Source organism: Desulfurococcaceae archaeon MEX13E-LK6-19 (genome assembly GCA_029637525.1).
Classification (GTDB): domain Archaea; phylum Thermoproteota; class Thermoprotei_A; order Sulfolobales; family Desulfurococcaceae; genus MEX13ELK6-19.
Window position 1 is genome coordinate 653273 of sequence record CP072660.1, and the last position, 24237, is coordinate 677509.

The following is a 24237-nucleotide window of genomic DNA, read 5'->3' on the forward strand; positions in this document are numbered from 1 at the left end:
GATGAGGTTCTTTATCACTGGTGGAGCAGGCTTCATGGGCAGCAACTTTGTTAGATACATCATCAACAAGTATAGTGACGCAGAAGTACTTGTTTACGATAAACTAACGTATGCTGGTAGACTAGAAAACCTCCAGGACATAAGAGATAACCCGAGATTTCATTTCGTCAAAGCCGATATATGTGACGAAGAAAAACTATTGCAGGTTCTCAAGGAATTCCAGCCTGATGTCATAGTGAATTTTGCTGCTGAAACACATGTAGACCGTAGTATCAACGAGCCAGCACCATTCCTTAAAACAAATGTCCTTGGGGTCTTCAATATACTTGAGGCAACAAGAAAACTAGAGATACCACTGGCAATTCATATCAGTACCGATGAAGTCTATGGCGATCTATGGGGAAAAGAACCAGCTAGCGAGGAAACACCCTTCAGACCAAGCAGCCCATATTCGGCAAGCAAGGCTTCTGGAGACTTGCTTTGCCAAGCTTACTGGAGAACATACAGGCTACCAGTAATAATCGTGAGACCCTCAAACAACTATGGACCATATCAGTTCCCCGAGAAACTAATACCAAAAACAATCATTAGAGCACTACACGACAAACCCATACCAGTCTACGGTAGAGGAGATCAGGTGAGAGACTGGCTGTTTGTTGAAGACTTCTGTGAAGCACTTGACACGGTGATAAACAAGGGGTCTAAAGGCGAGGCATACAATATACCTGGGCTTAACGAGAAAAAGAACATAGAAGTCGTGGAAACCATCCTGAAGCTCATGGGCAAGCCCCTATCTTTAATCAAATTCGTCGATGATAGACCAGGACACGACAGGAGGTATGCTATGAAGGGAGATAAGATACTCTCTCTTGGTTGGAAGCCCAAGACACCATGGGTTAAAGGATTGGAGAAAACAATCAAGTGGTACCTCGATAACAAATGGTGGTGGAAGCCCTTGTTAAGCGATGATTACTTCCAGCTTGATACACCTTGGAAAAAGAGGTGACCATGAAATGAAGGTTCTTGTAACAGGTGCGAGCGGTCTCCTCGGCAAAAAACTTGTTACAGAACTACTAGCTAACGGACACCAGGTTATAGCAATCTATAACCGTAATCCTGTGCCAATAGAGGATCCTAGCCTAGAGAAATACCGGATAGACATCTCCGATACTGTTCTACTGGAAGACCTTATACTAAAAAAGAGACCCGGCGTCATAGTCCACGCGGCCGCATATACCGATGTTGATGGATGTGAACGAGACAAGAAGAAAGCTTGGCTCGTGAATGTCGAGGCAACACGTAGTATCGTCCGAGCAGCACGAGTAGTAAGAGCACACTTGATCTATATCTCAACAGACTACGTATTCGATGGAGAAAGAGGATACTATAAAGAAACAGATATCCCTAACCCAGTAAACTACTATGGACTAACAAAGCTTATCGCGGAGGAACTCGTAGGCTCAAGTGATCTATTGTATACTATTGTCCGTCCCAGCGCTATCTATGGCATTGGAGGGAGCAAGAAGAGTTTCGCAGAATACGTTGCCGAGAAGCTGTCAAAAGGAGAAAAAGTCTATGCACTAGTAGACCAGTATGTCTCACCAACACTAAACACCTTGTTGGCAAAAGCTGTTGCAGAAATAGTCGATATGAGGCCTATGGGTATATTCCATGTAGCTGGGGAACGTATGAGCCGTTACGAGTTTGCCATAAAAATAGCGGAAAAACTAAACCTGCCTGTAGACCTAGTCGAGAAAGCAAGCATCAATGATATGAAGCATTGGCTAGCCAGAAGACCCAGGGACTCAAGCCTGGACACAAGCAAGGCTAGACGTCTCCTCAAAACAAGATTCTACGATACAAACCTAGCACTAGAACTATTTAGAAACGAGTGGACAGCTAAAACAAGGTGAGAAACACATGCCACTAAAAAACGTGAAAGAATTATGGCTACCCGGTATGAAGCTAGCAGAGATAGAGCGCTTCATCGATGAACGGGGAATGTTCCATGAGATAATGAGAAGCGACTGGAAGGAGCTACTAGGAGACGATGTCATAGTCCAGTCAAACATGTCAATAACATACCCCGGGATAATACGGGCATGGCACCGCCACTTGCGGGGACAAGTAGACTACTTTTTCGTAGCCCGATGAACAATAAAAGTATGCGCCTACGACGATGAGACCCAACACCTCGTAGAAGTAGTACTCAGTGATGCCAAACCACAAATACTACGGGTACCCGGACACTACTGGCACGGATTCAAAGCCTTGGGAGTAGAACCAGCAATACTAATATACTTCACAACAAGGCTATACGACTACAAGAACCCGGACGAAGAAAGAAGACCATGGAACGACCCAACAATAGTACCAAAAAAGATCAACGGAAAACAAGACGACCCAAGATGCAACAAACCATGGAACTGGAACCACCCACCACATAAATAACCACTAAGGCATTATTTTAAGGCATAAGTAATCAATATCGATTAAGTATTCTCTCTAACTTAAGTCAATTAAATTAACATATTTCAAGTATATAACATATCGAGTTTTCATACAGTGATGCAATAGGAAGCCTTATATTCCCTGTCTTGCATCCCATACTAACACTGGACACTATCTTGGGGCCCGCCTGAAAATGACGCTCCTAGCACAACTAGTAGCTCAGCAGAAAGACCCTAGTGAAGAAGTTAAGCAAAGAGCAGAGGAGATACTCAAGGAGATTCTTCTCCCCAAAACACTTGACCGAGTGGTTCTTCTGAGGTATCTCAGGCGGGCCCTAAACAATGGTGCTTGGTACACGTTGGCCCGGGCCCAAAGAGCCCTACTATGGCTGGTAGCCAAGACAATAGACCATGTAAGGAGCCCCGTGCTAAACCAAATACTCAAAAACATACTCCTACGAATTGAGCTAACAACATTCCGGGCCCGGGCCCTATACTACGGCATCATACTTTATATACAAAAACATTTGAATTACATTCTTATAAAAGTAGGACATATATTGGAAAAACTTAATGAAATATTCTATTTAGGATTAGATTATTTAAACAAACCATTAATATACAGGACATATAGTTGAAACAAAATTGTTTAACATATTTGATATCATAGCCTTAATTATTGCAGGATTGCATTTCGGAGTACCAATAATTTATTACTTTTATCTTAAAGTAAGATGGTTACAAAGATCTTGGAATATAAGAATGAACTTAAACTATAAACCAAAAGTTACTATAGTAATACCTACATATAATGAAGCGAGATATATAGAAAAGAAACTAGAAAATATTTATCAACAAAGATATCCTAAAGAAAAGATGAAGGTTATAGTGGTTGACTCGAATAGTAATGATGGAACAGTTGATATTGTCAGGAAATGGAGTAGAAAACATAACGACTTACCTATAGAAGTAATTCAAGAAAATAAAAGGGAAGGAAAACTAAAAGCTATTCTCAAAGCCTTACCCAAAGCTATTATAGATAGCGACTTAATTATTCTGACAGATGCTGACGCTTTTTGGGACAGAGACGCTATTACTAACGCAGTCAAGTATTTCGCTGATCCACAGGTTGGTGTTGTAACTGCATCAATGAGATATTTACAGAAAAGACATGTAGAAGATAAGTACAGGATGTTCTACAATATTGTACGTATTTGCGAATCTAAAATACATAGTACGCCAGTACATAATGGCCCCTTTCAAATGTTTCGTTCTAACTTGCTTAGAAGATATTTTATTCCCGATTTTAGTGGTGCAGATGATAGTTCGTTCGGATCCTATATAGCCTTTACAGGATACAGAGCAATTCAAGTAGATGACGTGATTGTATACGAACCACTAAGACATAGTACTTTCAGAAGAAAGGTTAGAAGAGCACAGCATCTTATAGTAAATTTTATGAAGACAAAAAAATTCGCTATTAGAAAAGGTGTTTACAAAAAATCTATCTTTGATAAAATATGGAAAATTGAGTGGTACCTAAATATTATTAATCCTTGGCTCTTACTTACTGCCACAATAATGTTAATCTTTAATGCAGTATACAACAAAAGTGTAGCATCGGTTTTAACTCTAATTTTTGGAGGTCTCTTTATGTTCGTAGATACGTTTTCTGTGTGGATCACTCAACAAATTTATTTAATAATAGCATTGATAAAGAACTTACATTCCATACCAGAAACTTGGTAATATTTACTGTTACCTAAAGTAATGTTGAAAATACTATTCATTACACCTAGGTACTACCCTCATATAGGTGGAGTGGAGTACGTTGTCAAATCAGTAGTCGAAGAATTAGTCAAGATGCCTATATTTGTACAAATAAAAGTTCTGGCAGGCTCCCATAGTATCTCGAAAGTTAAAATAATAAAGAAAGGTAATATGGAAGTCATTTATTGGCCTACAATTGTTTACAGGGAATCTTATTTTATACCTAAATATAAGTTATTGTTTGAAAAATATTTGCTTAAACTAAGTAAAGATATTGATATAATACACATACACAATGTACATTCTGTTTTTGCGGTGCAATCATATCATGTATTGAAAAAATGCAATTACAAAGAGAAAGTTCTCGTGGTTACTCCATACTATCATGGTAAAGCTCATAGTTTCTTTAGAAATATTTTATGGCCTTTTTGGAAAAAAATGGTAAAGGAGCTTCTTCTTAATGCAGACAAAGTTCACACAGTATCTAAATATGAGGCTTATTTAGTGAAAAAAGATTTCAATGTTAAAGCTATTCCTATAGAAAATGGTGTATCCGACATTGTTTTCAAATATAAATGGTGCCCTGAAAATTATGTATTGTATTCTGGTAGAATAGTTAAATATAAAAACATACATATTTTAGGAAAACTTGTAGCAATATTGAATAAAGAGTATGGTTATGATCTCGAATTCAAAATTATAGGAAATGGTCCTTATCTAAAGGATCTTGTAAAATATCTAAAGAAAATAAACATAAAATATTCAATATATGGATATAAGCCTTACAAAGAATATCTTGAAGTGGTTTCTAAAGCTAAATTTATGGGTTTACTCTCATCTCAGGAATCTTTTCCGCAAAGTGTAAATGAAGCCAATGCTATAGGTACGCCTGTAATAGTTAATATGCCTTGGGGAATAAACTTCAAAAACCGTCCACGGACGTTAGTAGTTGATCTCTATCATCAAAATATAATTCAGGTTGCTAATAAAGTGCAAAACTTTATGCTTTCATGTAATAAACAGCCAAGACCTATCGTTAAATCATGGAAAGAGATCGCTAAGATGTATGTAGAAAAACTATATAATCTATAAAGATCTGAATACTCATAACTGCTTATCTGTCTGTAAGAAAGGAATGAATAGAATAGATTTGGTAATTTGGTGAAAGAAATGCAATATAATGTCTTGGTTACCGGGGGCGCAGGTTTCATAGGTTCTCACTTAGCTGAACGCCTTGCAAAAAAAGGCATGTTTGTTAGAATCATAGATAATTTTAGTACAGGGTCTTGGGATAATTTAAAGTTTTTGAAACAAAAAAATAATGTTGAAATAGTAAACGGTGATCTAAAGAATGATGAACTTTATCAAAGAAATATACTTGATAATATTGATGTAGTATTTCATTTTGCAGCAAATCCTGAAGTACGTATAAGTAGTACATTACCTGAGGTACATTTTAATGAAAATATAGTTGCAACATTCAAATTGCTTGAAGCAATAAGGAAAAAGGGTAACGTTAAGACGATTGTTTTTGCGTCATCGAGTAGCGTCTACGGGGAACCAAAAACAATTCCTGTAACTGAAGACGCTCCAATAAGACCCGTTTCCGTTTATGGTGCAAGTAAAGCCGCCTGTGAGGTACTCATACATTCTTATAGTACTTTATATGGTATAAGAGCTATTATATTAAGATATGCTAACGTAGTTGGTCCAAGATTAAGACATGGCGTCATATATGATTTTTATATGAAGTTAATGAGAGACCCTTATGAATTGGAAATTCTTGGTGACGGATTACAAGTCAGAAGTTTCATATATATTTCTGACGCTATAGATGCAACTTTACTAACTGTAGAAAAAACAAAAACTATGTTTGAAGTTTTTAATGTTGCATCGGAAGATTGGATCACTATAAATGATGTCGCAAACATTGTACTTAGAGTCCTAGGTCTTAATCGTACAAAAATACGGTATAAACCACTTTATCATGGAATTGGATGGCCTGGGGATGTTAAAAAGATAGCGTTGTCTATCTCTAAAATTAAAAAGCTTGGATTTAAGCCAAAATATACTAGTAAAGAGGCAGTGGAACTTACAATAAAAAGTTACTTGGAAGACTAGAAAATATCTGGGAATCATGATTCAAACAAAATTAATCATATGGTTAAATAATAAGAATGAAAATTAGTATAATAATACCTACTAAGAACTCTGCAAAAACTCTTAGTCTTTGTCTTAAGAGTATAGTAATGCAAACGTATCCAAAAAGAAAATATGAAGTCATTATTGTTGACGGATATAGTACTGACGGTACTATAGATATAGCGAAACAATATGGATGCAAAATTATTTTCTCAAATAAAAAACCTCTAGGAGCACGGTTAGAGGGGCTCAAGGTTGCTAAAGGTGATATAATAGTTTTTCTGGATGCCGATCACATAATTAAAAGACCTAATCTGTTGGATGATATTGAGAGAACAATTGATAAAGGAATAGATATGGTTCACCTCGAAGAACATACTTTTAAACCTAGGACCTTGATTCAGAAACTCATAGCTGCTGATAAGAAAACCATGCAAGATATTTCATATAGACTAAATCCTCTACATGGGGTATTGTATCCTCGTGTATTTAGAAGAAACGTTGTGGAGAAAGCTTATAAAAACATCCCATTAGTATTTTTGTGGAACGTTTATGAACATGAAGAAGCTATATTATTTTATGAGTGCTTAAAGATCTCTAAAAAGTTTGCTTCAATAAAAAACGCTCTTTATCACGTAGATGTGGATACCTTTGTTGAATTCTTCAAAAAAATATCTAAATACGGAAGTATGGATATGCAGGTTAAGAGATTCTCTAGATACATACCTATAATTAGACGTAAGCAGTTCTTTAGGTTAAAGGAAATACCATATTTGTTGTTATATAAAGAAGATGGAGTGAAAACATTAATATTACTAATGTTAAGAGTTATTGCATATAATTACGGGAAAATAAGAAGGCATGGTCTCTAGAATTCTCGTTGTTAGCGAAAGATATCCTCCTGAGGGTACCGGAGGATCATATGCTACACATATGATCGTTAAATTGCTTGCAAAAACAAAAAAATATCGAATAACAGTACTTACAGCAACATTAAATCCATATAGACTTCAAAACGTACAATATATCAGCATACCTTATACACTATCTTCCTCAAAATATTGTATATGGGCAGAGCAAATTATAAAGTCTAATCTTATTAGAAAGCTTATAAATAAACATGACATAATTTACATAACAGATCATTCGTATATATTAATCCCACTGGCTTGGAAAGAAGAAAAGAAAATAATAGTCCATCTACATGATTATCAACCAATTTCAGCATCATCTGTATTAATTTACTGGAATGGGCATACATTAAACTCTAAATACTCAACTTTATACTATGAAATTCTTCAAAAACGAAGCTTGGCAAGAGGCATTGTTTCGTTTTTACTAAGTTTTGTCAATGATGTTGTCTCGCAACATATAGCTCTAGCTGATCAAATAATATGTGTCTCCAATAGACAAAAAGAACTGTTGATTTCATATATGAATGGATTAAAAAATAAGGTTGCTGTTATTTATAACCCTATTCCGGATGATCTAAAGAATATTAATTCTAAAATAAACTATAGTGATTACCCAATTATAGCTTATATGGGTGGTAGTAATGTAATCAAAGGAGCTTATATAGCGTTGAAAGCTGCTATTGATGTATTACGTAAAACCAACAATATTAAAAGCAAAAAGGTAACTTTCTTTATGAACATTCTAGGTAAACGTGACAGTTCTCTAAAATGGCAAATGGGGGTTGGTCCGATAGAGATAGTTGATAGAATAAAAAATATACTGGCTGGAAATGAGAATCTAGTAATTACAGGATGGATTGATAGAAAACAGTATATTAATTTACTTCAAAAAAGTTGGGCAGTACTTGTTCCCTCATTATGGGAAGAACCTTTACCATATGTTGTGATGGAAGCCATGGTTACAGGAACTATACCATTGGCTTCAAGAGTTGGTGGTATACCCGAAATGGTCTATAATACACCAGCATATAGATTTCTTTTCAATCCCTATAATTATAATGAACTTCAAAAAAATATAGAATCTGTAACATCATTAGAGAAGAAAGAAATAGAAGATATAGGTAATGAATTAATAGAGAATGCGTATAAAAAGTTTAATGAACATATTATTTTAAATAAATTAGAAAACGTATTTAATTAATGAACTTCATATCATTCTTAGCAAGTATTTCGTCAATCCTTACAATACTTTTCCTATTGCTCTATAGTGTTAGCGGAAAATATACAAACATAATTAAAAAGGGTGTAAGTAATTTAGACTATGGTAAGAAATATCTATTAATAATAAATATTTTTTTAATGATATTATTAATAATAGCTTCTATAAAATCAATTATTTATAGACCTAATTATTGGTACTACATTTATGTGCTGATAACAAATACTTTATTTATTTATTATTTATTATCGCTGGTAAATGAATCTAAAATACATAAATCATATTTTTTGCTTACTATTCAAATTGTTGTATTTTCTTTAGTGATACTAACAACATTTAATGTAGTTGGCTGGGTTCCTATAACAAGTGATGAAGGCAGGTATATAGGGTATGCCTACAGGATAGTTAAGGAGCATAAATGGTTTCCTTATAAGTATCCTGAGCATGAATATTATCAACCATTTCATGTTATACCATATCTAAGAGCAGTGTTTTCTCTAATTACTTGTCTTCCTATAGAGACTATTGCTCATGTTTTGTTCGTTTTATGTATTAATATAATTTTCATGATGTTAATTTACATTCTGTCTAAAAGAATTTCAAACAATATAATTATAGCATTATTATCCATGGCTTTATTTTATGTTTCTCCAGCTACATCAGTGATTAATTTCATACCACGAGTATTAAGCAATATGCTCTTCTTTACTATGGTTACTGTTCTCCTGAAAAAAGATATTAAAATAGAAGTGAATGATTTAATAGTACTGCTTATAATAATAATTTCAGGGACGCTTATACATCCAACTTTTTCTTTACTTTCAGGACTTTTTATAGTAATTTTCATTGTTTTTATTAATCATAATAAGAAAAGAATATTTCATATAATACTCATAATGTTTGTATTTATAACCCTGACGTACTGGCTTATTACAGCTGGCTTAATTATAACTGTTAAATCGAGCAGGAACTTCTTCTATGGCTTGGTTTCAATCTTTAATGTTCTATCAGGCGAGAGTACGCAAAATATTACTAGTGGCATAAGAGAACCCCATTACAGTAGAGCTCCATTACATTTAGCTTACTCTTGGGCATTCCTTCCTGCAATTTCTGCGGCATTCTTATTGAGTAAACTTATGCGTTTGGATAAAAAGAAAAACCTATATGGTAATTTTTTTGGTGCCCTGTCTTTTGTGAGTATATCATTAATTATATTAGGTTATGCGATACGATTTACTAGTGAACAATCAGTATATATAGGATATCCTTCATACTTACTGGCACTGCTAGTGGCTATAAACTATGTGTATAGACTATGGCGTAAGGGGTTTATGAACATAATCTTGTTTATAATTCTATTGTCTGTGGGGGTGAATGTTGCCATTCTTGATCCATCATATTCCCCTGACGTATACAACTTAGTACCTATACCGGATAATACATATTGGAATATAGGAAAGAGTTTATCATTTTTAATAACTGGTGAATATACAAAACAAGTAGATAGAGAAATTAGGCTTGGTTTAAATGCGTACATAATTGCTAATAAACCACAGCTCTTTGAGTTTTATAATGTACGGATAAAATCCAAACAAATCCTATATGTAAAAGTTTACGGTAAAAATGAATATTGTTGCGATCTTAAATTCAATATTCTAGTATATAATTGCTTAAAAGTAATAGTATTACTTAATTAACATAGGTGCGATACTATGGGTAAGCTAGCATTAATAGGACTTGATGGCATGTCGTGGCATGTATTGCTCTCTTACCAGGATGCATTCAAAAGCACCTTAAAACTAGCTTCAAATGGTATGAGGGGTATTTGTTGGAGTATACCGCCATATACTCCACCTTCCTGGATATCTATATCGACGGGTGTTCACCCCCTAAAGCATAAAATACTGGGATTTACAAAACCCTTAATAGACAAAAAGGGTAATGTTAAAACAGTACTAATCAAAAGTACTGATATAAAGTATCCTCGCCTAAGTGAAATACTATCAATGAATGGAATGAAAAGTCTTGTCATAAATCATATATTTTCATATCCTTTAACGGGATGGTTTCTGTTTAATCACGTAATAGTGAGTGATGATACATCGCCGCAAAAAATAATCTTTCCTCGAAAATTTAATATGTTCCTTAAATACTTTCAATGTTCAATTAAAGGCAGTAAAGAAAGTGATAAATGGATAGTAGATTTGGCGCAAAAACTTGAAGCAAAGATTGAAGGAATACATAAATTAATTCAAGAAGTAGAACCAGACTTCTTATGGGTTATGTTTAAGGAACCTGATATTATAATGCATTATTTGCAGTTTGTCGCTGCTGGTTTACATAATGATAAGGTTATGGAAGTATTTTCACTAATAGATGACTTCATTGACTATGTGAAAAAACAATTTGATTATGTAGTTATTGTCTCTGATCATGGTTTTAATGTATATATAAACAGGTTAAACGTTTACAGTATATTGGCCAAAGGTCTTCATTTAGAAGAAACGAAAAGAGCTATCTTGCTGAAAATATTTGTTCTCCCTTTATCTAAGTATGTAACATGGTTTCTCTTAAGTTCAATGTTTAAACAGAGCCTTTGGTATAAGCTTAGGCATTACATATCGTTATATTTTGGATCACGAAAGAAATTCTGTAATAAAATAAATAATGTAAACAATAGTACCATATTTTTTGATGAAGTTGATGCTGATGATGCTTTTATTGTATATATACTTGATGATGAAATATTTAAAAAAGCCATTAGTATATTAAAGAGACATAAATTAATTGAAGACGCTACACCTTTTGATATAGGAGGTATAAAAGGAATTCTTGTTGTACCTAAAAAAGGTTTACATTTTATCAATAATCGTGCGTACAAGGAGGAACTTATTTACTTTGCAGCATCACGTCATAGTCCAGCAGGATTATATATAATATATGGAAAACATTTATCCTCCGAAGTACGAAATATCAACAACTATGACATAGCTCCAACAGTATTATCTCTTTTGAAAATTCCTTTAGCAACCCATTTTGATGGTAAACCATTGGTTTTACAACCTCAACTTGAGAAAAAAGACTATCTTAGCAAATATTATCTGTTAAAGAAATTGTACAAAATAAAAGAAAAAGTTTCTTTAGGAGGGATATATGGGTGAGTCCTTTAATTAGAGTATTAAAAGTATTATTTGTGATCCCGCATAATCCTATATGGATTGGATCAGAAAAAACTAGTATATTAAATCACCCTGCATTATTTAGGAAACTTCTATTATTTCGGGACTCTTTCGATAAAATAATAGTTTTCCGAGGGTATTATGATAAATATATCAGTAAGAAAATCAAGATAGAACACTATAAAAATGGTTATTTCCTTGATAAAGTAATAGACGTAGCAATACCTTATTCTAATATTTTGTTTTACAGTTTTAGAATTATTGTAATAACTTTATCATTGTTAATTAGTATAGTATTATTTTTTAATAAAAGGATAAAAATAGTGTTTCTGTTCTTCGATCATACTCATATATTTACACTGGTATTACGGTTATTTGTCAAACTATTTAATATACCTATAATTTCTTTCTATGTAAATACACCAATAAATGTAAAAGAATATTTCTGTTATTTATTTTCTAAACTATGTGATTCATTCAGTCTTGTTAATCATCCTTTGATATCATTAAGGCTACGTTTGAAGAAATTTTTAGTCATACCTAACATACCCGATCAGGAATTTTTTCAAGATGTTGACATAAGAAATAGAGATAAGAAAACAATAATAGTTGTATCTAGACTTACACCAGAAAAGAGAGTAGAATTGGCGATACCTGTTATGAATAAGCTTGGAAAAATTTTTCCTGAGACAAAGCTTTTTGTGATTGGTGATGGTCCTCTTAGAAAATATCTTGAAAAATTGGCTTTTAAATATAATTTACTTAACAAGAACATCTTTTTCCTAGGTCATAGACATTTACATGAGGTTTTATCGATTATGAAAAAAGCAGGCTTTTTATTGCATTTTTCACGTCATGAATATTTTCCTAACGTCATTGTTGAGGCTATGGCTTGTAATTTACCTGTAATAACCTTTGCCGTTCCAGCTTATTGTTGGATTTTAGGTGAAGCAGCATCCATTCCTTTGTATCCTCAAAATCTAGAGGACATTGTGAAGTCAATAATATATTTATCAAATGACGATAAAATGTATTATAATAAAGTGCTTTATCAAAAACGTAGGCTACAATATATAATTGATTTATATAATAAACAAATTTATTTACTCAAGAATTATATTTCAAAATTGATTAATAAGGGATATGTTTAAATTCTCGACAACACCTCTCATTATTGTCGATTAAGCTATTAGGGGTAAAGATATGGGTGTTCTAATATCGTTTTGCGGCCCCGATGGTGTAGGTAAAACAACAATGTATAGAATGTTAAAACATGTCTTTCAATTATATGCGAAAATATATAAAGTTGATTATGTATGGTTAAGATCACCCCATACTTTTGCTTTTATTCTGTATAATTTCTATAGAAAAATAGGCTATGCTCGTCCAATACTTAAGACGAAAGTTTCAAAATACTTGTGGATATACATAGAGTTTGTAAGTATTCTTCCTAAGTTGATTATGATACTGATTAAACAACTATGTACGAAAAGAATAATTATTGCAGAAAGGTACCTACTTGATTCCATTGTTACCATTCTTGTCTATTTTGTCAGAGATATTAGTTTTATGAATTCATTGCCAATACGTTTTTTACTACTGGTTTCTTTTAAAAGCGTAACTAAAGGAAAGACTGTATTTATATGTTTAGATGCGGATGAAAAAACAATAATTGAAAGAAGAACAAAAAGATTATCTGATACTGATATTCATCTTCTCGTTCCTATAATTAGGGAAAAAATTAGGCCTTATATAGTTGTGCAACGCATCATGTATAGAAAACTTGTCAAGTATCTAGGTGGATTCATTGTAGATAACACCGAAAAAACACCAATAGATACACTACACGAGGTCTTGACAATATTAAACAAAGTTTATAAATGGGAGCTTATACTATAAAGTGGTATAAACCTTAAATTTTATCTATATACAACTTTTTCCTTCTAATTGGCCAGAGGAGAAGTTGTTTCTGTTAAGAAGGAATATTAATAACATTAAGATAATTGACTATGTAAGGTAAAAAATAAATAGCAAAACTTTAAGGATTACTATCTATAATTGGTTATCTATACTTTGGGGGCGTCTAATGATGAATGAGTATATGGAATACAAAGTAGGCATTGTTGGTGGAAGTGGATATATAGGTTTTGAGTTGGCCAGATATCTAAGTAATTTTATAAAGGTGAAAATAATAGACATAAAGCCTCCTATAAATCTTCCAGCAAATATAGAGTATGTTTATGGCGATGTCCGTGATTATAATTCGATTAAAAAAGCATTGAAAGACGTGGATGTAGTAGTACATTCGGCAATAATACAAATACCTAGAATAAATAAAGAAAAGAAATTAGGTTATGAAGTCAATGTTATTGGTACACAAAATGTCTGTAAGGTTACTGAAGAAAATGAAAGGATAAAAGGTATGGTCTTGACAGGAACGTGGCATGTTTTTGGTGAAAGGGAAATTACTGGCATTATCAATGAGGAATTCGGTTATAGGCCAGATAAGGTTGAAGAACGAGCAAAATTATATGCTCTTTCTAAGGTTATTCAGGAAAGTATAGTTAGATTTTATGATGAAATGTCTGAAAAAGTTTTTGGTGTTATAAGGTTAGGGACAGTACTAGGTGAAAGAATGCCTGAAAAAACTGCGGCTAATATATTTATCAACAATGGACTTAAAGGTAAACCTTTAACGCCATATAAACATAGTATGTATCGTCCAATGTTATATATCGATATCAACGATGTATGTAGAGCCTTTAAAATATTTATTGATAAAATATTAAATGAGGAATTCAAGGAAACTTCGTATCATATAATTAACTTAGTTTATCCTGAGCCTGTAACAATAATAGAGTTAGCTGAAATAATTAAAGAAGTTATAACAGAGATTACTAATGGAAAAATATCTCCCCCTATACAAATTGTTGACAAGGGCTTACCGATGATGTTCTCTCCTGAAGATAAAAAGAAGTTCCAAGTAGATCTAAGTAAGTTAGAGAAAGTATTAGGGATAAAATCTCTCATAAGTGTAAAGGATTCAATTAGACGAATTATTAGTTCTAGACTTAGAAATACAGTGTTTAATATCCAATAATTAGATTATGTTTTACTATCTAGTGATGGTTCAAATTAAATTTCTAGCTAAACTTTATTAGTAATCACATAATTATGTTCAATAGAGTAATAGCTATGATATGTAATTATTAATTGGTTGTTACTTAATTAATAACCTTTTAACTTTTATCTTTACTTTTAGTATAGATAGGTGAATACACCTAGGTGGTCTGTAGGATTAGGATAATGACAAATATATTGTATTGAAATAAATACATAGAATTGGTGCATGTCCGTGGGGAGAACGTGTAAAGTTAGCGTGATAATCCTCACGTACAATAGTGTATCTAAGTTAGGTAAATTGTTTGATAAAGTACTATCAAGTATATTTATGCAAGATTACCCCAATTTAGAGGTAATAGTAGTTGACAATAATTCAAATGATGGAACATTTGAATATGTAAAGAAAAAATATAGTTCTAAGTACAATCTTAAAGTTTTACGATTAAAGAAAAACTATGGATGGGGTGGAGGAAATAACCGTGGTGCTTTATTGGCTAAATATTCCGACTTCCTATTATTCGTAAATGATGATGCTATCCTTGGGCCTAACTGTGTAAGCAAGCTTGTAAAGGTATTGAATGAACATCCTAATTTAGCGGCGGTTCAGCCATTAATTATTGAAGGTAATGGAAATATTATTTGTGGTCTTGATATGGGTTTTTCTGGTTTTTCCAGTATAGTTTCACACATACGAAGCTATCCTTTATCTGAGGCTTTTTATGTTAGTGGAGCTGTTTTCTTAACAAGAACTGACGTCTTTTTCCGGTCCGGAATGTTTGACGAAGATTTATTTGTATATCATGATGATACTGATTATTGTTGGAGGTTAAGGCTTATCGGTTATAAAGTTGCTTGTATAGCTGATGTTTATGCTTATCATTTTGGAAGTGTAACATGGGGTTCGGGCAGTCCTTTGCAGGTTTATTATATAATAAGAAATAATTTTTTAGTTATTGCTAAAAATTCTTCACTTAAATGGTTAATACCTAGAATAACACTATCTTTAATAGTATCAATAATGTTTGTTTTCCGCTTCCTATACAACAAAAATAAGGCCTGTCTTGTTGCGGCGATAAAAGGTATAATAGATGGTTTAAGAGAATTAAAAATAGGGATAATGAAAAGGGCTTATATTAGAAAAATTAGAAAAATAAGCGATGAAGAAGTAAATAAGGCTCTTAATAAGCGTGTCGATGTAAACTTATTACTCCCCCAAAGTGTGAGAAAAATACTCGGGCTCTAATTCAATTTCTAGCAATAATAAACGATAATCTATATTTAATTAAATTTTTAATTCTACATAGAGAACCAATACAGCTCAATAATTGGGACAGTGATATCTCTGCTACGAAATATTATTGACGTTTCTTTTCGATTAATGAAAAATAGTTTTCATATGCTTAATTTTGTTAAAGAACAAGCAGTATTATTGTTCCCCTTTAATAAGGAACCTAAAAACATTTAGTTCTCTATAAATAAAATATTAGAAAGGCTCGTGGGCTAAGCCTGTAGAATAAAATTAGTTTTGGTTGAAGAAATATGTCGCCACAAAAAATTATTTGTTTCTTCGGTCCCGACGGTTCAGGTAAAACTACGCTCGCAAGAGAGTTGGCGCAATTATTTGCACACAAAGGTATTAAAACAAAAATTTCTTGGATGAGAGGTACTCATACCTTTGCAAGTGTCCTCGCAAGGTTTCTTAATAAATTTAAGTACTTTAAAGGTCATGATAACCCCTATTATGGTATTAAAATTCCATCAAATTTTGTATTTTTGTGGCAGTTTATAGAGGTTATTTCAATTATTCCTATATGGTTCTTTAGATATGTCTTTCCTAGACTATTGGGCTATGTTGTTATTGGTGAGCGAAGTCTAGTAGACTTTATTGTGTGGATGATCCTAACGACACATGACTATAAGTTTATTACAAGTTTCTTAGGCAAAATTATTTTGTCGTTAAACAATAAATTGTGTCAAAACATATATATAACAGCAAATAAAGATATTTTGATTCAGCGACGAAAAGATATAACTATTTATACCATACCTATGCAGTTGTTATTGTATGATGTTATAGCTAGAAATATCAAGGTGCCAATAATTGATACATCTAATAAGGATATTTCATCATGTATGAAAGAATTAATTTCTATCATATTTTAATTGCATTGGTGATCAAAATGAATGAATATTTTAAAATAGTTTATGAAGTAGTGGTTCATAATAAGAAGAATGTATTTGACTTAAATAAGCATGTCCTACGGAACGCGAAACATAATAAAGTTTTACTTCATTTTCTAAGAGTAACGGAAATGGATAATGAAGTTAGAAATAGTGAAGAAAGAAAATTTAAGTTAACAATTGAAATGATTGAATTAATTAAAAATAAGCTGAAAAAATTTGAAGGAAAGTATGTATTTTTTAAATTAGTAAAACCTGTTGTATATGTTCCTTCAGATATAGATCTTTTAGTAAAACGCAATATTTTGGGAGACATTGTTTCAAGCCTTAAAGAGCTTGGTTTTTTCATAGAGGTTGTTGAACCGTACTGCGTTACTTTAAGATCATCATGTTGTGTAATTGATGTTTATGTACATCCAACCCTTGGTGGAATGATCTATCTTAATGGAGACCTACTTTTAGAACATAGTAGGGTTACTTCTTTCCATGGTACTGAGATCCCAACGCTTGAAACTTTTGCCGAAGCCCTAGTATGTGTTTCACATGCAATCTACAAGGAAAGAATATATACATTAAATGATTACATTACGGTGAAGAAATGGTTTTCATATAAATCTAATATATTATGTGACTTGCTTAGGTGTAGAGAAGCAGCCTTATTAGCTTTTCATATTAACAAAATGGTTGAACAACAGAAAATTGAATTACCGTTTAGAATACCTTTATCTTTATGGATTAATATCTTATTTTCAAAAATAAAAAACGACAACATTTCACGTGCAACATCACTTAACTTAATCAAGGCATTGAACGATAAAAGAATTGGTAGATTGATTCTTTCAAAGTTAACTAGGAAATATTATTAATGTATCGTTTTTGTTAATACAAATAATATAAAATTTAAGACTATAAAAATGGTTCATAAATCAGTCTTAATGAATAGTATTAAGAATACTGTAAATAGAGATTTGATTCTTTCTTTTAAGAATTATATTAATTATCTTTGATTCCAACAATGATATTTTTAATTATATGTGTTATAAATCCTTTATTTTTCAGAATAATATTACTTATAAAGAGATTAAATGATAATGAGATTGTTGAGGCTATAGTTAAGGTTATTGGTAGAAAGAGAGTTTCGTAACAATGCTAGAAGGACTATCTAGAAGCACTACTCAACGGGAGTCATTGCTGAATGCGTACGTAGGATCTTAGAATCTTAGAAGCATTATTACCATAGGTGATCTCATATGCAGAGGGAGATAGTTATCATAGTACTTAACTATAACGGATTACATGCGCTCGGAGCGAGGATACCGGGCAAATGCTTGAGGAGCATACTTGAAACCTATTATGAGAACTTAGTCACAATATTTGTAGACAACGGGTCTGTAGATAACAACGTACACTTTGTCTCAAGATATTTCCAAAATTCATTGACGAGGGATAACTAGACGTACTGCCATTGAAGAAGAATTGTGGTTGATCTGAAGGTAGTAATCGCGGAGCTGTATATGCTTTTAAAAGTATAGGACACATTACCTAGTATTTCTTAACAATGATGTATATATGCCTCAGAAGAGTGAGTTAAGGTTATTAATTGGAGCTGTGAGTCGGCATAATCTTTACGTGGCTTTACCCTAGTATATGAGGTGAAGTCGAAGAAGTATAATCTCTGAGATACTATTAAGAGTGATGATAAAAGTATACCTATAATCTTGGACTATGAGGGCTTAAGACGTATTAAGAAGGGAACCAAAGACGTGATTTACTTGCGTTCAGTACATTGAATAGCCCTTATTATTGTCAGTTATATATTTGCTCTCTTGAAGGATTTTAATGAAGGTTATGGAGTGTACTATGATAGGGTTGACTTTTGTCATGGAGCCATTAAGCATATGTTCAGAGTAGGTATTGCCTTAAATGTTATTGTCTACCATTATAGAGGAGGTACAATTGAGCATATAATTTGCTTAATAAACCCATTTTGCATTTAATAGTTCTTCTGTTATGAGATCTTCCAAATTTTAAATAATTCTTTGACTTGTAAGAGTAAATACGTTTATTGAAGTATAAAGTAATTAAATACTTGCAAATAGGTATATCATCATTGAAGAACATATGTTGGGTGTTGGAAACCTTGAGAGCAGAAGAAGTTAGTGTGGGTAGAATTGTTCGTGGTGGTTTCTGGCTTTATGTTAGCGGTGTTGTTAATAATTTGTCTGGTTTCCTGTACTGGATGGTTATTTCAGTTATTGCTGGTCCTGGCGTTGTTGGTGTTGTTAGTGCCGTTGTTAGTTTTGCATCTCTAGTTGCTGGTTTGTTGAACATAGGTATTGATGTGGGTGTTCAGAGATTCTATGGTATGGCTATTGGTAGAAATGACAAGATAAGGCTTTCTCAATATTTTTGGAGCGCCTTCTTTTACACCTTACTCATCTACTGTTTAGCGTTTCTATGTATTTTTTCCTTATCTCTCTTAGGCTACGGGTTTAGCGGCTTAACTCCTTTAATGTTAATGTTCAGTAGCATATTTATCTTATTTAATATTAGTATCTGTATCAATGCTTTAATAATCTCTCTTCTGAGAACCGATATCTACTTCCTAGCAACTATTGTGGGTAATATTTTAAAGTTTATTGTTGGTACTGGTCTTGTCTTATTTGGTTGGGGTTGGATTGGTGCTGTTTTAGGTTATATGTGTTCCAGTTTTGTGGGATTAATTATCGGTTTTGTATTTTCTCTTAAACATATTATTAGGAGGTTTATGTTTTCCCTTAACGCTCTTCGTAGTATTCTAATTGCTGGGTTTGCTTCTTGGTTACCTAAGGTTATTGGCTTGTTTGGTAAGTGGCTTGGCGTGCTTGTCGTTTTCAGTGTTGCTGGGGCTGTCGAGACTGGTTATTACTACGTTGCTTTTGCTATAGCAAGTGTAGTTCTAATGATTGCTACTAGCATGCTTCGTTTACTACTTCCAGTTCTATCTGGTATGAGTGATGGTAGGAAGAGGGCAGCTAGTCGAGTACTTAGAGTTAGTGCTGCGCTCATGTCTCCCCTAGCCGTATTCCTCATGTTTTACTCATACTTACCCTTGGCGTTGCTTGGTGAAGAGTATGTTAAGGCCTCTCTCATATTATCCGTACTTTTGCTTCCTTCATTATTGATGATCGTGAATTCATGTATTAACAGTCTTATATATGCTTATGGGTATTATAGGCTAGTATTAATATTAGGTTTGGGTGCTAACATTCCTAGAATCATTCTTTACTATATACTTGTTCCCCTGTATGGTGGACTTGGTGCGGCTGTTTCATTTGTTTTTGGCGCTTTCACTGGTTTTATCACGGCGTTGGTTATTGCTCGTAGAATAAGTTTCTACATAGGTTTTCGAGATCTCATATTAATATATAGTATCCCTTTAGTTTCTACACTTTTAGCCTACATTAATAATGTGCCATGGTATATTAGCGGAATTTTAATCCTGATAGTATGTTCCATTGGATACTCCTTATTTGGAATCATTACAAGAAACGATCTTAAAGAGGTATCTCAAGCCTTTCTTAGTAGGGAAAAAACAATTTGGCTATATTATAAGTTTAAACCATTAATTGATATTTTATTTAAAGAAGATTAAATTATATGGACTGAGAATCGTGACAAACAAAATAATTTGCTTCTTCGGACCCGATGGTTCTGGTAAAAACTGCTCTTGCAAGAGAGCTGTTCCAGTTATTCAATTACAGAGGTGTCAAGGCAAGAATTGCGTGGCTTAGGGGTACACATACTATTGCTAGCATTCTTGTTAAGCAAGTAATGAAGAAAAAAAGACTTGGTAAAGCTGTGAGTATGGTAGAGAGGATCTCACGTGAGCTTAAGGATTTAGATTACATGTTCTTTAAACTTGTTAAGCCTATTGTTTATGTATCATCTGATATAGACATTCTTGTTAATCGAAATCATATAGCACAAGTGGTTTCTAAACTTAAAAATCTTGGTTCAAATATAGTAGTTCATGAACCTTACTGTATAATCATGAGTTTGTGTGGAGTAATTATAAATGTTTATGTAAATTCTACTATAGGCGAAATAATATATCTTGATGAGAAAGTCTTCTCGAGCATAAGAGAATAGCTAACTATAATGGAGTTGAAATTCCGTCTCTGGAGAAATATGCTAAAGCTTTAGTAAGTATAGCACAAGCTATTTACAAGGAAAGAATTTATACATAAATGATTATGTTACCGTAAAGAAGTAATTATCTAAAAAATCAATTACGCTTGCTAAGGAACTTAGATGTTCAAATGCCATCAAGTTTGCAGTGTACATACGTGAGGCAGTTGAAAAAACAAAATCATTTTATTGTACAAGATACCATTATCTTTATGGATCGAAATAATGACATCTAAGATAATTCATGATAAAAATTTCAAGAGCATCGTTGTTTGTTTCTGATGTGTATACTAGTTAGGTATAAAGTTAATATTTCTTATAATACTTATTTTAATTTTAAGTAATTAAATTATATTCTATGAACAAAGAATATTTTTAAATGTTTTAATTGGTACTCTTATTTACTAATTAATTATGAGACAGAAACTGTAAAACTGTAAATTAGTAATTTAAGGCAGAAATCGATAGTTATTTTAAACTAAAGAACTCTAGAATAAAGACCTTCACTATTCATTATAATTATCATATACATGTTATAAAGATAACTTGTATATGTTTCCGTACTTCTTAGGGAACTATATTTTATTATACTCGTAATAAAAACAACACAAAAACACTTATAGTTATTATAGTTATTACGGAAGATAACTCTTAAAATCTAAAACTAATATTTATACCCTGTTGTTGTAGGAAACGCTAAATTATTAAATAAATCAAAATCAATAAATAGGATATACAAGGGGTCGGGTCCTCGGCATGAGGTATGCTGCTAAGTTCCTAAGGTTTGCCGTAAATTTTTATCGTTACATAGTTGTTTCTAGGCTGGCTGCTCGTAAGCTATCTCGTCTGGCACATAGTTGCCAAAATAATGTAGAATGTATCGTCAAGTTAGCATTCGAGTTCAATTATAAGTTTCCGCCTTTGCCCTCCATAACGATAAAACCCGCGCAGATTTATGAAGAAATAGTCAAGTTGGCCAAAATTTTTGCAAAGCTTAGACCTAGATACGTAATGGAGATCGGTACTGCTAATGGTGGAACGTTATTCCTATGGTGCATGTTGGCCTCGGATGATGCCACGATCATAAGTGTAGATTTGCCGGGAGGAAATTTTGGTGGAGGCTATCCTCGGTGGAGAATACCATTATATAAATCATTTAGAAAAGTCTCACAAAAGTTATATCTTATAAGAGCTGACTCACATGATATAAGAACACTTGAGATCGTCAAGAATGTTCTTCGCGGAAACAAACTAGATTTCCTATTTATAGACGGTGATCATACATATGAGGGTGTAAAGAAAGACTTTAATATGTATGTTCCTTTAGTTAGAGATAATGGAATAATAGCACTTCACGATATAGTGCCTGGACCTCCAGAGAATGTAGGTGGTGTCCCAAGGTTTTGGCGTGAAATTAAGAAGAGATATCGATACATCGAGATTGTGAAAGATTGGAGACAAGGAGGCTATGGAATAGGCTTAATATATAAGGAATAGAAGAAAATTAATGATATTATAAGGCTATGCTAATTGGTTGTTTGCCTTATAGCTCAGTTACTTATATAAGCTTCCTACTGTCTCGTACTAAATATTATGTGATGGGTATGTTACTTAGTCTTAAAAATTGGTGGTTTTTATGAGTAAACTGAGAGGCGTAATTCTTATTGTTATGGATGCTTTAAGGTATGAGTCATTTAAACGTGCTTTGGAACTTGGTTTACTGAATAATCTTGCTTATATAGTGTCGAGGGGGATAACATTTGATAGGGCGTATTCTTTGACTAATGCTACAGATCCATCGTTGACAACCATTCTAACAGGTTTACATCCTCTTGAGCATGGGATCATAAACCATGGGCCTAAAGTTAGTCCTCACGAATATGCTAAGGCCTTGAACACTCCTTCGATGACTGAAGTTTTAGCTAAGAGAGGGTGGTTTAATGTAGCTATAGACTTTCTAGAGAGGTGGTTTCTTAGATGGTTCAACCTATACTCTTCAGTGCACGATCCTTTGCTTTCATCTTTCTCTGGAAAAATTACTTTATTAGTTAAAAATGTTATTAGAGAAGGATATGATGGTATTGAGAGAGTATTAAAGCAAGTACTTTTAGGAAAGAATTTTGTGTCCTTGAGTACTTTGCTAAGAAATCCTGGTATAGTCACGGATTTAGCATTAAGATATCTTGTATATGCGTTGTATAGAAAAAGAAAGTTCTTCATAATGATTCACTATTGGAGTACACATAGTCCTTACTATGCATCTAAGCAATTCTTCAAACAATTAAAGGCATTAAAAAGCGTACTACTACCTTATGGTGTTAAAGATCTACCTTTAGATCGTGTACTTAAGACTATAGGTAATCCGTATTGGCGGGAATATTTAGCAACATGGTTTAGTGAGGCAGGATATACTAAAGTATCTGATGTGGTGTTAGCTTATTATGCTGCTCTTCTATTTATTGACAAGGAACTTGGCAGACTTATTAAGTTTCTTGAATATAATGGTCTTCTGGACGAGATTGCAATTATTGTGACTGCTGATCATGGTGAATCGCTCGGTGAACATGGAATTTACTTTGATCACCATGGTCTCTATGAGGTTAGTTTGCGTATACCGTTGATATTTTATTACGAGCCCATTGGTAGCAGTAAAGCTAAAGGTGTTGCATTACATAATGATATAGCTCCTACGATTTTAGAGCTTGCAAACGTAGAAAAGAGTATGATCGTAAATAAATACAATCTTCTCAATATACTAGATTATGACCCTAGACAGGAGGAGCCAGTAATATTTCTTGAAACTTTTACAGAAGCAAAACTAGGAATAAAAATTGGAAACTATAAGTTCATTAAAGCGCTAAATATGAAGGATGCCATATGTAGGTACTGCCTTAGAGTCCATGGTGGAATAAAGGAGCTATATGATCTTAAGAAAGATCCTAATGAGATGATAAATATAGTTAATGAAGAGAAGGATCTTGTTAGGCGTCTTGAAAGAAAGTTCTCAAAAGTCTTCCTCAAATTCAAGACAAGACTTATTGCCTCGAGGATTTTCTCACATTAATATTCCTCAAGCTAAAACTTTTGGC

23 protein-coding genes are annotated in these 24237 nt (G+C 33.1%); all 23 read left to right on the plus strand.

The annotated features are described in order from the left end of the window. Position 1: 1 nt before the first annotated feature. Entirely contained in the window at positions 2-1006 is a 1005-nt protein-coding gene (gene rfbB, locus J4526_03735; GenBank protein WFO75967.1) for a dTDP-glucose 4,6-dehydratase, read from the plus strand. A 7-nt stretch (positions 1007-1013) separates the two neighbouring features. Then, entirely contained in the window at positions 1014-1913 is a 900-nt protein-coding gene (rfbD, locus tag J4526_03740) for a dTDP-4-dehydrorhamnose reductase (protein WFO75968.1), read from the plus strand. A 7-nt stretch (positions 1914-1920) separates the two neighbouring features. Then, positions 1921-2154 (plus strand): dTDP-4-dehydrorhamnose 3,5-epimerase family protein, encoded by a 234-nt coding sequence (locus J4526_03745; GenBank protein ID WFO75969.1) that lies wholly within the window; start codon positions 1921-1923, stop codon positions 2152-2154. A 117-nt stretch (positions 2155-2271) separates the two neighbouring features. Next, complete coding sequence (locus tag J4526_03750) at positions 2272-2451, plus strand: hypothetical protein (protein WFO75970.1); 180 nt, start codon at positions 2272-2274, stop codon at positions 2449-2451. Positions 2452-2644: 193 nt separating this feature from the next. Then, the gene (locus J4526_03755) at positions 2645-3088 is read left to right on the plus strand and encodes a hypothetical protein (GenBank protein WFO75971.1); all 444 of its coding nucleotides are present in this window, start codon (positions 2645-2647) and stop codon (positions 3086-3088) included. 7 nt (positions 3089-3095) lie between these two features. Continuing rightward, entirely contained in the window at positions 3096-4199 is a 1104-nt protein-coding gene (locus tag J4526_03760) for a glycosyltransferase (protein ID WFO75972.1), read from the plus strand. A gap of 21 nt (positions 4200-4220) precedes the next feature. Next, a complete protein-coding gene (locus tag J4526_03765) occupies positions 4221-5312 on the plus strand; it encodes a glycosyltransferase family 4 protein (GenBank protein ID WFO75973.1) in 1092 nt (363 codons plus the stop codon). Between the two features lie 78 nt (positions 5313-5390). Further along, the gene (locus J4526_03770; GenBank protein ID WFO75974.1) at positions 5391-6341 is read left to right on the plus strand and encodes an SDR family NAD(P)-dependent oxidoreductase; all 951 of its coding nucleotides are present in this window, start codon (positions 5391-5393) and stop codon (positions 6339-6341) included. Positions 6342-6397: 56 nt separating this feature from the next. After that, positions 6398-7234 carry a glycosyltransferase family 2 protein gene (locus tag J4526_03775; protein WFO75975.1) on the plus strand — a complete coding sequence of 279 codons (837 nt, stop codon included), beginning with the start codon at positions 6398-6400 and terminating at the stop codon, positions 7232-7234. Next, positions 7224-8477: a glycosyltransferase family 4 protein gene (locus J4526_03780; GenBank protein ID WFO75976.1), complete on the plus strand. Its 1254-nt coding sequence runs from the start codon at positions 7224-7226 to the stop codon at positions 8475-8477. The genes J4526_03775 and J4526_03780 overlap by 11 nt, the downstream gene beginning before the upstream one ends. Next, positions 8477-10192, plus strand: a complete 1716-nt coding sequence (locus J4526_03785) for a hypothetical protein (protein WFO75977.1) — start codon at positions 8477-8479, stop codon at positions 10190-10192. The genes J4526_03780 and J4526_03785 overlap by 1 nt, the downstream gene beginning before the upstream one ends. Positions 10193-10207: 15 nt before the next feature. After that, positions 10208-11656: an alkaline phosphatase family protein gene (locus J4526_03790; GenBank protein ID WFO75978.1), complete on the plus strand. Its 1449-nt coding sequence runs from the start codon at positions 10208-10210 to the stop codon at positions 11654-11656. Continuing rightward, the gene (locus J4526_03795) at positions 11653-12825 is read left to right on the plus strand and encodes a glycosyltransferase (GenBank protein WFO75979.1); all 1173 of its coding nucleotides are present in this window, start codon (positions 11653-11655) and stop codon (positions 12823-12825) included. The genes J4526_03790 and J4526_03795 overlap by 4 nt, the downstream gene beginning before the upstream one ends. 52 nt (positions 12826-12877) lie before the next feature. Then, a complete protein-coding gene (locus tag J4526_03800; GenBank protein WFO75980.1) occupies positions 12878-13573 on the plus strand; it encodes a hypothetical protein in 696 nt (231 codons plus the stop codon). 187 nt (positions 13574-13760) lie between these two features. After that, positions 13761-14774: an NAD(P)-dependent oxidoreductase gene (locus tag J4526_03805; protein WFO75981.1), complete on the plus strand. Its 1014-nt coding sequence runs from the start codon at positions 13761-13763 to the stop codon at positions 14772-14774. Between the two features lie 255 nt (positions 14775-15029). Further along, a complete protein-coding gene (locus tag J4526_03810; GenBank protein ID WFO75982.1) occupies positions 15030-16040 on the plus strand; it encodes a glycosyltransferase family 2 protein in 1011 nt (336 codons plus the stop codon). 296 nt (positions 16041-16336) lie between these two features. Continuing rightward, positions 16337-16960, plus strand: a complete 624-nt coding sequence (locus tag J4526_03815; protein ID WFO75983.1) for a hypothetical protein — start codon at positions 16337-16339, stop codon at positions 16958-16960. 17 nt (positions 16961-16977) lie between these two features. Next, positions 16978-17844: a hypothetical protein gene (locus tag J4526_03820; protein ID WFO75984.1), complete on the plus strand. Its 867-nt coding sequence runs from the start codon at positions 16978-16980 to the stop codon at positions 17842-17844. 384 nt (positions 17845-18228) lie between these two features. After that, positions 18229-18432: a hypothetical protein gene (locus tag J4526_03825; protein ID WFO75985.1), complete on the plus strand. Its 204-nt coding sequence runs from the start codon at positions 18229-18231 to the stop codon at positions 18430-18432. A gap of 686 nt (positions 18433-19118) precedes the next feature. Beyond that, positions 19119-20612: an oligosaccharide flippase family protein gene (locus tag J4526_03830; protein ID WFO75986.1), complete on the plus strand. Its 1494-nt coding sequence runs from the start codon at positions 19119-19121 to the stop codon at positions 20610-20612. A gap of 53 nt (positions 20613-20665) precedes the next feature. Next, positions 20666-21109, plus strand: a complete 444-nt coding sequence (locus tag J4526_03835; GenBank protein ID WFO75987.1) for a hypothetical protein — start codon at positions 20666-20668, stop codon at positions 21107-21109. 795 nt (positions 21110-21904) lie between these two features. Further along, the gene (locus J4526_03840) at positions 21905-22645 is read left to right on the plus strand and encodes a class I SAM-dependent methyltransferase (protein WFO75988.1); all 741 of its coding nucleotides are present in this window, start codon (positions 21905-21907) and stop codon (positions 22643-22645) included. 139 nt (positions 22646-22784) lie between these two features. Continuing rightward, positions 22785-24212: a sulfatase-like hydrolase/transferase gene (locus tag J4526_03845; GenBank protein ID WFO75989.1), complete on the plus strand. Its 1428-nt coding sequence runs from the start codon at positions 22785-22787 to the stop codon at positions 24210-24212. The last annotated feature ends 25 nt before the right edge of the window (positions 24213-24237 follow it).